Origin of the sequence: Micromonospora sp. CA-111912, assembly GCF_050948415.1 — a bacterium.
GTDB lineage: Bacteria > Actinomycetota > Actinomycetes > Mycobacteriales > Micromonosporaceae > Micromonospora.
The window spans coordinates 2,760,001-2,773,574 of sequence record NZ_CP192007.1; the positions used below are offsets into that span (position 1 = coordinate 2,760,001).

A 13,574-nucleotide genomic window follows, 5' to 3' on the forward strand; every position below is an offset into this window, starting at 1 on the left:
GAAATGCATTTAGGTGCAGCGTCGCGTGTTTCTTGCCGGAGGTAGAGCACTGGATGATCTAGGGGGCCCACAAGCTTACCGAAATCAGCCAAACTCCGAATGCCGGTAAGTGAGAGCGCGGCAGTGAGACTGCGGGGGATAAGCTTCGTAGTCGAGAGGGAAACAGCCCAGATCACCAGCTAAGGCCCCTAAGCGTGTGCTAAGTGGAAAAGGATGTGGGGTCGCATAGACAACCAGGAGGTTGGCTTAGAAGCAGCCACCCTTTAAAGAGTGCGTAATAGCTCACTGGTCAAGTGGTTCCGCGCCGACAATGTAGCGGGGCTCAAGCACACCGCCGAAGCTGTGGCATTCACATTTTAACTTTGCTTGGACTTGATTCCTTGTGCAGGTGTGTGGATGGGTAGGGGAGCGTCGTGCCGGGGGTGAAGCAGCGGGGTGACCCAGTTGTGGACGCGGCACGAGTGAGAATGCAGGCATGAGTAGCGAAAGAAGGGTGAGAAACCCTTCCGCCGGATGACCAAGGGTTCCAGGGCCAGGCTAATCCGCCCTGGGTGAGTCGGGACCTAAGGCGAGGCCGAGAGGCGTAGTCGATGGACAACGGGTTGATATTCCCGTACCCGCGAAAGAGCGCCCATGATGAACCTTGTTGTGCTAACCGCGTGAACTGGCTGATGTCTTCGGATGGATGTTGGGGAGTGTGGGAACCTGGCGGGTAGTAGTCAAGCGATGGGGTGACGCAGGAAGGTAGCTGAGCCCGGCCGGTGGTTGTGCCGGGGTAAGCGTGTAGGCCGTGTTGTAGGCAAATCCGCAACACATTAAGGCTGAGACGTGATGCCGAGCCGATTCAGGTGAAGTCAGTGATCCTATGCTGCCGAGAAAAGCCTCTAGCGAGTTCTTAGCGGCCCGTACCCCAAACCGACACAGGTGGTCAGGTAGAGAATACCGAGGCGATCGGGCGAACTGTGGTTAAGGAACTCGGCAAATTGCCCCCGTAACTTAGGGAGAAGGGGGGCCGGAGACGTGAAGCCCCTTGCGGGTGGAGCGTTGTATGGCCGCAGAGAGCAGGGGGAAGCGACTGTTTACTAAAAACACAGGTCCATGCGAAGAAGTAATTCGATGTATATGGACTGACGCCTGCCCGGTGCTGGAACGTTAAGGGGACCTGTTAGCTCTTCGGGGCGAGGCGGAGAACTTAAGCGCCAGTAAACGGCGGTGGTAACTATAACCATCCTAAGGTAGCGAAATTCCTTGTCGGGTAAGTTCCGACCTGCACGAATGGCGTAACGACTTCCCCACTGTCTCAACCACAGGCCCGGCGAAATTGCATTACGAGTAAAGATGCTCGTTACGCGCGGCAGGACGGAAAGACCCCGGGACCTTTACTATAGCTTGACATTGGTATCCGAATTAGCTTGTGTAGGATAGGTGGGAGCCGGTGAAGTCCATACGCCAGTATGGGTGGAGGCAATCTTGAAATACCACTCTGGTTGATTTGGGTTTCTAACTTCGGGCCGTTATCCGGTTCAGGGACAGTGTCTGGTGGGTAGTTTAACTGGGGCGGTTGCCTCCTAAAAGGTAACGGAGGCGCCCAAAGGTTCCCTCAGCCTGGTTGGCAATCAGGTGTTGAGTGCAAGTACACAAGGGAGCTTGACTGTGAGACTGACAGGTCGAGCAGGGACGAAAGTCGGGACTAGTGATCCGGCACTTGCGAGTGGAAGCGGTGTCGCTCAACGGATAAAAGGTACCCCGGGGATAACAGGCTGATCTTCCCCAAGAGTCCATATCGACGGGATGGTTTGGCACCTCGATGTCGGCTCGTCGCATCCTGGGGCTGTAGCAGGTCCCAAGGGTTGGGCTGTTCGCCCATTAAAGCGGCACGCGAGCTGGGTTTAGAACGTCGTGAGACAGTTCGGTCCCTATCCGCCGTGCGCGTAGGATACTTGAGAAGGGCTGTCCCTAGTACGAGAGGACCGGGACGGACGAACCTCTGGTGTGCCAGTTGTCCCGCCAGGGGCACGGCTGGTTAGCTACGTTCGGAAGGGATAACCGCTGAAAGCATCTAAGCGGGAAGCCTGCTTCAAGATGAGGTATCCCACCCACTTTGGTGGGGTAAGGCCCCCAGCTAGACTACTGGGTTGATAGGCCGGAAATGTAAGCTCGGTAACGGGTTGAGTTGACCGGTACTAATAGGCCGAGGACTTGACTACTAAGCTGCTACGCGTCCACTGTGCAACTCTCGACAAATGAACAACAGACCAGTTGTTGTGGTGTTGTTTGATATGTCGATAGAGTTACGGCGGTCATGGCGGAGGGGAAACGCCCGGTTACATTCCGAACCCGGAAGCTAAGCCCTCCAGCGCCGATGGTACTGCACTCGTGAGGGTGTGGGAGAGTAGGACACCGCCGGACATTCTTTCCAGTCGAGGGCCGCCCCACCCGGGTCGGCCCTCGACTGCGTAGCGTCGGTTCCGGCGCAATCAGGAAGGATGTACCTGTGAGTTCAGGACCGCACGACGGCGACCGTCCTCGTCGTTCCGAAGACCGCTCCGACCGACGTGACGGGGCACCAAACCGACGCGACGACCGTCCCCCGTACCGCGGCGATCGAGCCGGTGGTCAGCACGGCGGCCAGGGCGGTGGTTTCCGTGGCGGTGAGCGCCGCGAGGGCGGGTTCCGGGGTGCTTCCCGTGACGACTCCCGCCCCGCAGGCAGCGGTGACCGCCGGGATGGCGACAGCCGCAGCTTCCGGTCGGGTCCGCGTGAGGGTGGTTTCCGCCGTGACGGGGATGGCCGGCAGGGCGGGTTCCAGGGCGGCGACCGTCGTGAGGGCGGCTTCCGCGGTGGCGACCGTGAGGGTGGCTTCCGTTCCGGTCCGCGTGAGGGTGGCCCGTCGCGTGAGGGCGGTTTCCGTGGTGGTGACCGTCGTGAGGGCGGTTACCAGGGCGGTGACCGTCGTGAAGGCGGTTTCCGTTCCGGCCCGCGTGAGGGCGGCCCGTCGCGTGAGGGCGGTTTCCGTGGTGGTGACCGTCGTGAGGGCGGTTACCAGGGCGGTGACCGTCGTGAAGGCGGTTTCCGTTCCGGCCCGCGTGAGGGCGGCCCGCGTGAGGGTGGTTTCCGTTCCGGTCCGCGTGAGGGCGGATCCGGTGGTGACCGTCGTGAGGGCGGCTTCCGCGGTGGCGACCGTGAAGGCGGTTTCCGTTCCGGTCCGCGTGAGGGCGGCCCGTCGCGTGAGGGCGGTTTCCGTGGTGGTGACCGTCGTGAGGGCGGTTACCAGGGCGGTGACCGTCGTGAAGGCGGTTTCCGTTCCGGCCCGCGTGAGGGCGGCCCGCGTGAGGGTGGTTTCCGTTCCGGTCCGCGTGAGGGCGGATCCGGTGGTGACCGTCGCGAGGGTGGCTTCCGGTCGGGTCCGCGTGAGGGTGGTTTCCGCCGTGACGGGGATGGCCGGCAGGGCGGGTTCCAGGGCGGTGACCGTCGTGAGGGCGGCTTCCGCGGTGGCGACCGTGAAGGCGGTTTCCGTTCCGGTCCGCGTGAGGGCGGCCCGTCGCGTGAGGGCGGTTTCCGTGGTGGTGACCGTCGTGAGGGCGGTTACCAGGGCGGCGACCGTCGTGAAGGCGGCTTCCGCTCCGGCCCGCGTGAGGGTGGTTTCCGTTCCGGTCCGCGTGAGGGCGGATCCGGTGGTGACCGTCGCGAGGGCGGCTTCCGCGGTGGCGACCGTGAAGGCGGTTTCCGTTCCGGTCCGCGTGAGGGCGGCCCGTCGCGTGAGGGCGGTTTCCGTGGTGGTGACCGTCGTGAGGGCGGTTACCAGGGCGGCGACCGTCGTGAAGGCGGCTTCCGCTCCGGCCCGCGTGAGGGCGGCCCGCGCGAGGGTGGCTTCCGTTCCGGTCCGCGTGAAGGTGGCCCGTCGCGTGACGGTGGTTTCCGTGGTGGCGACCGTCGTGAGGGCGGCTTCCGTTCCGGTCCGCGTGAGGGCGGCCCGTCGCGTGACGGCGGCTTCCGTGGTGGTGACCGTCGTGAGGGCGGCTTCGGTGGTGGCGACCGGGCCGGTCAGGGCGAGCGTCCGCGCCGCGATGACCGCCGTGGTCCCGAGGACCGGCGACGGGAGGGCGGTTACGCCGCTGGCCCCGCCCGCGACGACCGGCGGGACCGCGCCGGGTCGGCGGAGGGCGACCGTACTACGGACGCGCCCGCGCTGCCCGACGAGATCGTCGCGACCGACCTGGACTCGACCGTCCGTGCCGAGCTGCTCTCGCTGGCCAAGCCGGTGGCGGACACCGTCGCCCGGCACCTGGTCGCGACCGGCCAGCTGATCGACGAGGCTCCGGTTGAGGCGTTGGCGCACGCGATGGCCGCCCGGCGGCTCGCGTCGCGGATCTCGGCGGTCCGGGAGGCGGTCGGGCTGGCCGCGTACCACACGGGGGAGTGGCAGACGGCCATCGCCGAGCTGCGCACGTACCACCGGATGACCGGGTTGCAGAGCCACTTGGCGGTGCTCGCCGACTGCGAGCGGGCGCTCGGGCGGCCGGAACGGGCGATCGACCTGTTCCGGGGCGCCGACCAGGAGAAGCTGGACCAGGCCGTCGCGATCGAGCTGCTGATCGTGGCCGCCGGCGCCCGTGGTGACCTCGGCCAGAAGGACGCCGCGGTGGCGATGCTCCAGGTTCGTGAGCTAACGAGCGAGGCCACCGAGCCGTGGTCCGGCCGGCTCCGGTACGCGTACGCCGACGCGCTGCTCGCGGTCGGGCGGCGCGAGGAGGCCCGGGAGTGGTTCTCCCGGACGGCCGAGGTCGACACCGACGGCGAGACCGACGCGGCCGAGCGGCTGCTCGAACTCGACGGGGTGTTGATCGAGGGCGACGACGAGGACGACGAGCCGGCCGAGGAGATCGCTGCCGGGCCGGGAAGCCCGGGTGCGGTGCCGGCTGAGCCGGTCGCCGGCCGGTCGGACGACGAGGACGACCTCGGTGCCGACGACCGGGATGAGGACCTCGACTCTTCGGACGCCGCCGACCGCGACGAGGACGAGGACGAGGACGAGGAAGACGAGGACGAGGAAGACGAGGACGAGCTGATCGACGACGAGGCCGGCACCGTTGCAGCGCGGCCCGGGTCGGCGCGTGGCGAGGAGCCGGCCGGCGACCGCGAATCGGGTACGGACCAGCGGTGACCACGGACGCCGGGGGTCGGCTGGCCGACGGGTACTCGCTGGTCGTCTTCGACCTGGACGGGGTGATCTACCTGATCGACCGGCCGATCCCCGGCGCCGTCGCGGCGGTGGGTCGGCTGCGCGCCGAGGGACGGGCGGTCGCGTACGCCACGAACAACGCGTCCCGTCGTTCCAGCGAGGTCGCCGACCTGCTCTCCGGGATGGGCGTGCCCGCCACCCCGGAGGAGGTGCTGACCTCCGCCGCCGCCTCCGCCGAACTGCTGGCGGAGCGGCTGCCCGCCGGTGCGGCGGTCCTGGTGGTGGGTGCGGAGGCGCTGCGTGCCGAGGTCGACGCGGTCGGGCTGCGTCCGGTCTCCCACGCCGACGACGCCCCGGCCGCAGTGGTGCAGGGGTACGGCCCACAGGTCGGCTGGGCGGACCTGGCCGAGGCGTCGCTGGCGGTGCGGGCGGGCGCGATCTGGATCGCCACGAACACCGACCGCACCCTGCCCAGCGGGCGTGGCCCGCTGCCGGGCAACGGATCGCTGGTGGCCGTGCTGCGCACCGCGCTCGACCGGGAACCGGACGTGGTGGTGGGCAAGCCCGAGCCGGCGCTGTTCGCCACCGCCGCCCGCCGGGCCGGCGAGGGGCGCACCCTGGTGGTGGGCGACCGGCTGGACACCGACATCGAGGGCGCGCGCCGGGCCGGACTGGACAGCCTGCTGGTGCTCACCGGCGTCAGCGATGTGCCCGAGCTGCTGGCAGCACCCCCGGCGCGTCGTCCGACGTACGTCTCGGTAGATCTGGCCGGGCTGTTCGATCCGGCGGCGGTGGTCCGGGTGCCCGGCGACCCGGAGACCGGTGGCTGGTCGGCGACCGTGGCCGACGACGGCGTGCTGGAACTGGCCGGGGCGGGACGGCCGCTGGACGCCCTGGCCGCGCTCTGCGCCGTCGCGTGGGCGGCGGACGCCGGCCCGGCGGTCCGGGCGGGGTCGCCGGAGGCCCTTGAGGCGTTGGCCGACCTCGGCCTGACGGACTGATGGGGGACCGGCGTCCCGGCCGGTCAGAGCAGCTTGCGGAGCTTCAGCAGGTCGAACGGGTTCGCCTTGATCGAGACCTGCTTGGACGCCACCGCCCGGGTGACGTCGAGCTCGCCGCGGACGAGGGCGAGCAGATTGTCGCTGCTGGTGCTCAGCGCGATCTTCGCCTTCGGGTCGTCGCCGTCGGTCAGGTCGAGTAGCCGCCCGTCGGCGAGTCGGCCGTGGAAGGCCGTGCCCAGATCGGTCACCCGGCAGGCCAGAGTCCGGTCCAGGTCGATCCGCCCCCGTACGGTCTCGGCGTTGCGGTCCAGCCGGGCGGCCAGATCCTGCAACGCCTGCCGGCACTCGTCCACGCTGGCCACATCGTCTCCTCACACCTCGCCACGCCCGTTTCCCGGCACCGTACCGCAATGGGCGTCGCGCGGCGCCCGGTAGCGTGACACCTGAAACCCCACCCCCGTGGAAGGACTCAGGCATGCAGGACGCGTGGCGCGCCTACCTCGGACTGGCCATGGGCCTGACGGAGGCCCCTCGGAAGAAGGCCCAGGACTTCGTACGCCGGTTGGTCGGCTCTGGTGAGGCGACGGCAACCCAGCTCCAGGCCCTCGCCGAGGAACTGGTCTCGACCGGTGTGGCCAACCGGGAGGCGCTGACCAAACTGGTGCGCTTCGAGGTGGACCGCGCCCTCGGCGCGGTGGGACTGGCGGCCGCCGACGAGGTGGCCGAGCTGACCCGCCGGGTGCACGAGTTGGAGCGTCAGCTCCGGGAGGCCAAGGCGGGCCCGGCCGCCCCCGTCGGGTCCGCACTGCCGGCCGGCGCGGCGGAGCCGGTCCCCCTGCCCTCCACCGCCGCGGAGCCGACGGGCCCCGCCGCCCCGGACGCGCTGGCGACGCAGTCCGTGACGAAGAAGGCGGTGGCCAAGAAGGCCGTCGCGAAGAAGACCATCGCCCGCAAGCCGCCGGCCACGGTGAGCCGTACCGGTATCGACGAGCACGGCGCGGAGCCGGCCCGGCCGGTGAAGGCGGTGCCGCGCAGGCAGCAGCCCGGCGGCGCGAAGTGAGCGTACCCGCGACGGGTCGAGGCGGGCGGTGAGCGCGCCGTTCCGGCCGGGCCCGCCGCCCGGTCCCCGGCCGGGCCCGCCGCCCGGTCCCCGGCCGGGTCCGCCGCAGCGCCCGGTCGGCGTCGACGACGGGGAGGTCCGGCACCCGGCGGTGGACGCCGCCGTCCAGGCGATGGCGAACGCCGCGGCGCTCTCGCCGGCCGACCAGATCCCGCAGTACGAGGCGGCGTACCAGACGCTGCGCGAGACGCTCGCCACCATCGACCAGGCCTGACCGACCGGAGAACCTTCCCATGGCACGTCGCACCCGGCTCGACGCCGAACTCGTCCGCCGCGGGCTGGCCCGCTCCCGGGAGCAGGCCGCCGCGCTCGTGGAGGCCGGGCGGGTCCGGCTTCGCGGGGTGCCGGCCCGCAAGGCCGCCGCGATGGTCGACCCCGCGGACCCGCTGCTGGTCACCGGTGCCGACCCCGTCTCGGAGTACGTCTCCCGGGGCGGGCACAAGCTGGCCGGCGCGCTGGCCGCGTTCGCCCCGGGTGGGCTGCGGGTGGCCGGCCGCCGCTGCCTCGACGCCGGTGCGTCGACCGGCGGCTTCACCGACGTCCTGCTGCGCGCCGACGTGGCCGAGGTGGTCGCCGTGGACGTCGGGTACGGCCAGCTCGCCTGGTCGCTGCGTACCGACGACCGGGTACGCGTCCTCGAACGCACCAACGTCCGCACCCTGACCCCGGAGGTGATCGGTGGGCAGGTCGACCTGACGGTGGCCGACCTGTCGTTCATCTCGCTGCGGCTGGTGCTGCCGGCGCTGGCCGCCTGCACCCGGCCCGACGGAGACCTGGCACTGATGGTCAAGCCCCAGTTCGAGGTGGGCAGGGAACGGGTCGGCGCCGGCGGGGTGGTGCGCGACGAGGCGTTGCGCGCCGAGGCCGTACTCGATGTGGCGGCGGCGGCGGCCACGCTCGGCCTGGGGCTGGCGGACGTTACCGCGAGCCCACTGCCGGGGCCCAGCGGCAACGTCGAGTTCTTCGTATGGTTACGCCGGGGCGCGTCGACGGCCGACCCGCAGCGGGTCCGGGCCGTCGTGGCGGCCGGCCCGCAGGGCCCGCCCCCGTCCGGCACCACGCCGGACGCGGCCCCGCAGGAGCCGGAAACGGCCCCGGAGGAGGTGGCAGGGTGAGCGCGAGGAGTGAGTTTGCGAGCCCCGCAGTCGCGAACGGAAGGCGGATCCGGTGAGTCGTACCGCGCTGCTCGTGACGCACACGGGTCGGCGCCGCAGCACCGAGCACGCCCGGGCGGTCGCGGCGGACCTGATCGCCGCGGGCTTCGAGGTGCGGGTGGTGGCCGAGGAGGCCGAGGACCTGGACCTGCCCGGCGTGGTGCCGGTGACCGGGCCTGAGGCCGCACAGGGCGCGGAGATCGTCTTCGCCCTCGGCGGGGACGGCACGTTCCTGCGCGCAGCCGAGCTGGCCCGCCCGACGAAGGTGCCGCTGCTCGGCATCAACCTCGGCAAGGTCGGCTTCCTCGCCGAGGCGGAGATCGACGACCTCGACGTGGCGGTGCGCGACGTGGTCGAGCGCAACTACACGGTGGACGAACGGCTCACCCTGGACGTGACCGCGGAGTTCGACGGCGGCCCGACGATCGAGTCCTGGGCGCTCAACGAGATCAGCGTCGAGAAGGGCGAGCGGGCCCAGATGCTGGAGCTTCTCGTCGACGTGGACGGCCGGCCGCTGTCGCGGTACGGCTGTGACGGCGTGGTGTGCGCGACCCCGACCGGCTCCACCGCGTACGCGTTCTCCGGCGGCGGGCCGGTGGTCTGGCCGGAGGTGGAGGCGCTGCTGTTGGTGCCGATCAGCGCGCACGCGCTGTTCAGCCGGCCCCTGGTCACCTCGCCGACGTCGACGTTCTCGATCACGGTGGACCCGTTCACCACCCTGGCGGTGCTCTGCTGCGACGGCCGGCGCGTGTACGACCTGCCGCCGGGCGCCCGGGTCACGGTGCGTCGTGGCGCGTTGCCGGTGTGTGTGGTGCGGCTGCAGGCCCGGTCGTTCACCGACCGGTTGGTGGCGAAGTTCGGGCTGCCGGTGCACGGCTGGCGGGGCAACCGTAGGTGAGCGAGGTCTCCCCGGCGTCCCGCCGACGGTGACCAGCAGGCTGGACGGCGGGCCGGTGGCGGCGCCGGGGCGGGTGTTCGCCCGGGTCGGCGCCGCGTCCCGACCGCGCCGGCTGGTCAACTGTCGGGGCCCGCGTCTACTGTCGGGTGCTGTGCTGGAAGAGCTGCGCATCACCGGACTGGGCGTCATCGAGGACACCACGCTGCCGTTGGCCGGCGGGATGAACGTCATCACCGGCGAGACCGGTGCCGGCAAGACGATGGTGGTGACCGGTCTCGGCCTGCTCTTCGGTGGCCGGGCCGACGCCGGCCGGGTGCGCGCCCAGCCGGGCCGTGCATTGGTCGAGGGGCGGCTGCGCCTCGTCGGCCGGGTCGCCGCGGCCGTGCACGCCCGGGTGATCGATGCCGGCGGCGAGCCCGACGACGACGGCGCGCTGCTGCTGAGCCGGACGGTCACCGTGGAGGGGCGCTCCCGGGCGCATCTGGGCGGGCGCAGCATGCCGGTGGCGATGCTCGGCGAGGTCGGCGAGCAGGTGGTGGCGGTGCACGGCCAGTCCGACCAGCTGCGCCTGCTGCGACCGGCCGAGCAGCGGGCCGCGCTGGACCGGTTCGCCGGGCCGGAGCACGAGAAGCTGACAGACGCGCTGCGTGAGGCGTACACCCGGTGGCGGACGGTGGTCGAGGACCTGGCCGACCGGCGGCGCAACGCCCGGGCCCGCAGCCAGGAGGCCGACCTGCTCCGGCTGGGGCTGGACGAGATCAGCCGGGTCGACCCGCAGCCGGGTGAGGACAACGAGCTGAAGGCGGAGGCGCAGCGCCTGGAGCACGCAGAGGGGCTGCGCACGGCGGCGCAGACGGCGCACCAGTGCGTGGCCGGCGGCGCTGAGTCGACCGACGAGACGCCGGACGCCACGGCGCTGCTCGGGCTGGCCCGGCGCACGCTGGCGGCGCAGGCCGGCACCGACGCGGCCCTGGGCGACCTGGCGGCCCGGCTGGAGGAGGCGGCGACCCTGGTCGCCGACGTCTCCGCCGAGCTGTCGGCGTACCTGGCGGCGCTGGACGCCGACCCGGCGCGGTTGCAGACCATCTACGAGCGGCGGGCGGCACTGCGGGGGCTGACCCGCAAGTACGCCGACGACGTCGACGGGGTGGTCGCCTGGGCGGAGCGGGCCCGCGTCCGGCTTTCCGACCTGGGCACCTCCGACGAGTTCCTCGACGAGTTGGGCCGGGAGGCGTCCCGGCTGGGCGGTGAGGTGGCCGAGCTGGCCGGGCGGGTGTCGACATCCCGACAGGAGGCGGCGACCCGGTTCGCCGAGCAGGTCACCGTCGAGCTGGCCGGGCTGGCCATGCCGCACGCCCGGATCGAGGTGGCGGTGCTGCCCCGGTCGGTGGGGAAGTCGGAGCCGAGCCTGCCGGTCAACGGCGTCGAGGTCGGCGTGGGTCCGGACGGCGGTGACGAGGTGGAGCTGCGGCTGCTGGCCCATCCGGGCGCACCGTCGCTGCCGTTGCAGCGCGGCGCGTCCGGCGGTGAGCTGTCCCGGGTGATGCTCGCCATCGAGGTGGTCTTCGCCGGTTCCGGTGGCCCGCCCACCCTGGTTTTCGACGAGGTCGACGCGGGCGTCGGCGGCCAGGCGGCGGTGGAGATCGGCCGTCGGCTGGCCCGGCTGGCCCGCAGCCACCAGGTGCTGGTGGTCACCCACCTGCCGCAGGTGGCCGCGTTCGCGGACCGGCATCTCGTGGTGGCGAAGGACACCGGGGGCGCGGTGACCACCAGCGGGGTGCGGGTGGTGGAGGACACCGCGCGGGCCCGGGAGCTGGCCCGGATGTTGGCGGGTTTGCCGGACTCGGATCTGGGTATCGCCCACGCGGAGGAGCTGTTGGCCGTCGCGGCTCGGGAAAGGCGGCCCTGACCGCGGCCGATTGTGAGCGCAGGCACACCAGTGTGCGCTGCGGTGTGCTTCCCTGGGTAGGCGGCCCTGCTCAGGCATGTCGCGACAGAATTGCCTGCCTCCCATGCCAGGATGGTCACGATGCGTCTACCCACGTTGCGCCGGAACCGGAGCGCGGAACCGGACACAGTCCTCGGCACCGCGCGCCTCGATCGCCGGACGAAACGCCTGGTCGGCCGGCTGCGCCCGGGCGACATCGCGATCATCGACCACGTCGACCTGGACCGGGTGGCGGCCGATTCGCTGGTCGCCGTCGGGGTCGCCGCCGTGCTCAACGCCAAACCGTCGGTCTCCGGTCGGTATCCGAATCTCGGCCCCGAGGTGCTGGTCGCCGGCGGCATCCCGCTCCTGGACGACCTCGGTGAGGGGATCTTCGAGCAGGTCCGGGAGGGCGACACCGTCCGGATCGAGGGCAACACCGTCTACGTCGGCGGCGAGCCGGTCGCGCACGGCGCCCTCCAGGACACCGAGACGGTGGCCAAGGCGATGGCCGGCGCCCGGGAGGGGTTGTCGGTGCAGTTGGAGGCGTTCGCCGCCAACACCATGGACTACCTCAGGCAGGAACGCGACCTGCTCCTCGACGGCGTCGGCGTGCCGGAGATCCAGACCCAGATCCAGGGCCGGCACTGTCTGATCGTGGTGCGCGGTTACGACTACAAGGACGACCTGGACGTGCTGCGCCCGTACATCCGGGAGTTCAAGCCGGTGCTGATCGGCGTGGACGGCGGGGCGGACGCGCTGGTGGAGGCGGGCTACACCCCCGACATGATCATCGGGGACATGGACTCGGTCACCGACGACGTGCTGCGCTGCGGCGCCGAGGTGGTCGTGCACGCGTACCCGGACGGGCGGGCGCCGGGGCTGCCCCGGGTCAACGGGCTGGGCGTCCCGGCGATCACCTTCCCGGCGGCGGCGACCAGCGAGGACCTGGCGATGCTGCTGGCCGACGAGAAGGGCGCCTCGCTCCTGGTGGCGGTCGGCACGCACGCCACCCTGGTCGAGTTCCTCGACAAGGGCCGGGGCGGGATGGCCTCGACGTTCCTCACCCGGCTCAAGGTCGGCGGGAAGCTGGTGGACGCCAAGGGCGTCAGCCGGCTCTACCGGCAGAGCATCTCCGGCTCCTCCCTGCTGCTGCTGGTGCTCGCGGCGGTGGCGGCGATGGCCTCCGCCGTGGCGGTCTCCACCGTCGGCAAGGCATACCTGGGCGTGGTCAGCGAATGGTGGAACAATTTCGTGTTCCAGCTCGGCCAGCTCTTCTAGCTCCCGACCGATCAAGAGGCTGCAAGCGTGATCAACTTTCGCTACCACGTGGTGTCCCTGACCGCGGTCTTCCTGGCATTGGCCATCGGCCTGGTGGTCGGCACGGCCGCCCTCAACGGCCCGGTGGCCGACTCGCTCAAGGAGCGGGTGAACGAGCTGAGCAAGGACAACCAGCAGAGACGCCAGATGGTCAACAGCATGCAGAAGGAACTGGAGATGGAGCAGCAGTTCGCCGCCGAGATCGCCCAGGTCATGCTGCCGGGCAAGCTCACCGGCCGCCGGGTCCTGCTGCTCGACCTGCCCAGCGGGCGGGAGCACACCGACGGCGTGCTGAAGATGCTCCGGACCGCCGGGGCCACCGTCACCGGCCAGGTCAACCTCCAGGACAAGTTCATCAACCCGGACAACAACAGCAACCTGATGGAACTGGCCGTCACCGCCGCCCGGCCCAGCGCCCCCGCCTCCCGCCTGCCCGGCAACGGTCACGGCGTGGAGACCTCCAGCGCCCTGCTGGCCAGCGTCCTGCTGGATCGGGCCGGCGGCACCCCCGTCACCGAGGCCGACCGCAGGGCGGTGCTGGCGTCGTACACCAAAGCCGGTTACCTGACGACCGACGAGAAGGTGACCGGGCCGGCCGAGGCGGTGGTGCTGGTCAGCGGGCAGCCGTACGTGGACAAGGACTCGGCGAAGAAGGACGAGTCGGTGGTCGAGGTCGCCGACCAGTTCGACCGGGCCGGCGCGATCGTGGTGGCCGGCACCGGCTCGGACGGCGGGAACGTGGTGTCGGTGGTCCGGAACGACCCGGTGCTGTCGCAGACCATCTCCACCGTCGACGACGCCAACACCACGCAGGGGCAACTGGTCACCAGCCTGGCGCTGGCGCAGCAGGTCGTCGAGAAGAAGGCCGGCCAGTACGGCGTGGGCGACAACGTCACCGCACTGGTGCCTAGAATGCCCCAGTGAGCGAACGACGTACCCGGCTGTCCGATCCCGCCCGCCACGTCGGCGGCG

General features: G+C 70.6%; 11 protein-coding genes and 2 rRNA genes (1 of these 13 running past the window's edge). 11 read left to right on the top strand and 2 right to left on the bottom strand.

Going from position 1 to position 13,574, the window contains the following annotated elements; genetic code table 11:
* Window positions 1-2,207: ribosomal RNA gene (locus ACQPZO_RS11645) — 23S ribosomal RNA — on the top strand (it extends 901 nt beyond the left edge of the window).
* A gap of 85 nt (window positions 2,208-2,292) precedes the next feature.
* Window positions 2,293-2,409: ribosomal RNA gene (gene rrf, locus ACQPZO_RS11650) — 5S ribosomal RNA — on the top strand.
* Between the two features lie 91 nt (window positions 2,410-2,500).
* On the opposite strand, the gene ACQPZO_RS11655 is transcribed toward rrf, so the two are convergent.
* Window positions 2,501-4,285, bottom strand: a complete 1,785-nt coding sequence (locus ACQPZO_RS11655) for a hypothetical protein (protein ID WP_433349602.1) — start codon at window positions 4,283-4,285, stop codon at window positions 2,501-2,503.
* On the opposite strand from ACQPZO_RS11655, the gene ACQPZO_RS11660 reads away from it, so the two are divergent.
* Window positions 4,262-5,164: a Replicase polyprotein 1ab gene (locus ACQPZO_RS11660; protein ID WP_433349604.1), complete on the top strand. Its 903-nt coding sequence runs from the start codon at window positions 4,262-4,264 to the stop codon at window positions 5,162-5,164. The genes ACQPZO_RS11655 and ACQPZO_RS11660 overlap by 24 nt on opposite strands.
* A complete protein-coding gene (locus tag ACQPZO_RS11665) occupies window positions 5,161-6,183 on the top strand; it encodes an HAD-IIA family hydrolase (protein WP_433349606.1) in 1,023 nt (340 codons plus the stop codon). Before ACQPZO_RS11660 ends, ACQPZO_RS11665 begins: the two co-directional genes overlap by 4 nt.
* 23 nt (window positions 6,184-6,206) lie before the next feature.
* Here ACQPZO_RS11665 and ACQPZO_RS11670 read toward each other — a convergent pair whose 3' ends face one another.
* Complete coding sequence (locus ACQPZO_RS11670; protein WP_396672091.1) at window positions 6,207-6,545, bottom strand: SCP2 sterol-binding domain-containing protein; 339 nt, start codon at window positions 6,543-6,545, stop codon at window positions 6,207-6,209.
* 113 nt (window positions 6,546-6,658) lie between these two features.
* Between ACQPZO_RS11670 and ACQPZO_RS11675 the strand changes: the two genes are divergently transcribed.
* From ACQPZO_RS11675 to ACQPZO_RS11705, 7 genes are all read left to right on the top strand, one after another.
* Window positions 6,659-7,243 carry a hypothetical protein gene (locus ACQPZO_RS11675; RefSeq protein ID WP_433349608.1) on the top strand — a complete coding sequence of 195 codons (585 nt, stop codon included), beginning with the start codon at window positions 6,659-6,661 and terminating at the stop codon, window positions 7,241-7,243.
* 28 nt (window positions 7,244-7,271) lie between these two features.
* Window positions 7,272-7,517 carry a hypothetical protein gene (locus tag ACQPZO_RS11680; protein ID WP_433349610.1) on the top strand — a complete coding sequence of 82 codons (246 nt, stop codon included), beginning with the start codon at window positions 7,272-7,274 and terminating at the stop codon, window positions 7,515-7,517.
* A gap of 19 nt (window positions 7,518-7,536) precedes the next feature.
* Complete coding sequence (locus tag ACQPZO_RS11685) at window positions 7,537-8,418, top strand: TlyA family RNA methyltransferase (RefSeq protein ID WP_433349612.1); 882 nt, start codon at window positions 7,537-7,539, stop codon at window positions 8,416-8,418.
* Between the two features lie 52 nt (window positions 8,419-8,470).
* The gene (locus ACQPZO_RS11690) at window positions 8,471-9,355 is read left to right on the top strand and encodes an NAD kinase (protein WP_387025896.1); all 885 of its coding nucleotides are present in this window, start codon (window positions 8,471-8,473) and stop codon (window positions 9,353-9,355) included.
* A gap of 151 nt (window positions 9,356-9,506) precedes the next feature.
* Complete coding sequence (recN, locus tag ACQPZO_RS11695) at window positions 9,507-11,264, top strand: DNA repair protein RecN (protein WP_433350946.1); 1,758 nt, start codon at window positions 9,507-9,509, stop codon at window positions 11,262-11,264.
* A 120-nt stretch (window positions 11,265-11,384) separates the two neighbouring features.
* Complete coding sequence (gene steA, locus ACQPZO_RS11700) at window positions 11,385-12,563, top strand: putative cytokinetic ring protein SteA (RefSeq protein WP_433349614.1); 1,179 nt, start codon at window positions 11,385-11,387, stop codon at window positions 12,561-12,563.
* A 27-nt stretch (window positions 12,564-12,590) separates the two neighbouring features.
* Window positions 12,591-13,526, top strand: coding sequence for a copper transporter (locus ACQPZO_RS11705; protein ID WP_433349616.1), 936 nt, complete (start codon window positions 12,591-12,593; stop codon window positions 13,524-13,526).
* Window positions 13,527-13,574: the final 48 nt, after the last annotated feature.

What these genes read in the sequence shown, in the direction of transcription:
- ACQPZO_RS11675 (WP_433349608.1), top strand. Translation starts at nt 6,659, where the DNA reads ATGCAGGACGCGTGGCGCGCCTACCTCGGACTGGCCATGGGCCTGACG.
- ACQPZO_RS11685 (WP_433349612.1), top strand. Translation starts at nt 7,537, where the DNA reads ATGGCACGTCGCACCCGGCTCGACGCCGAACTCGTCCGCCGCGGGCTG.
- steA (WP_433349614.1), top strand. Translation starts at nt 11,385, where the DNA reads ATGCGTCTACCCACGTTGCGCCGGAACCGGAGCGCGGAACCGGACACA.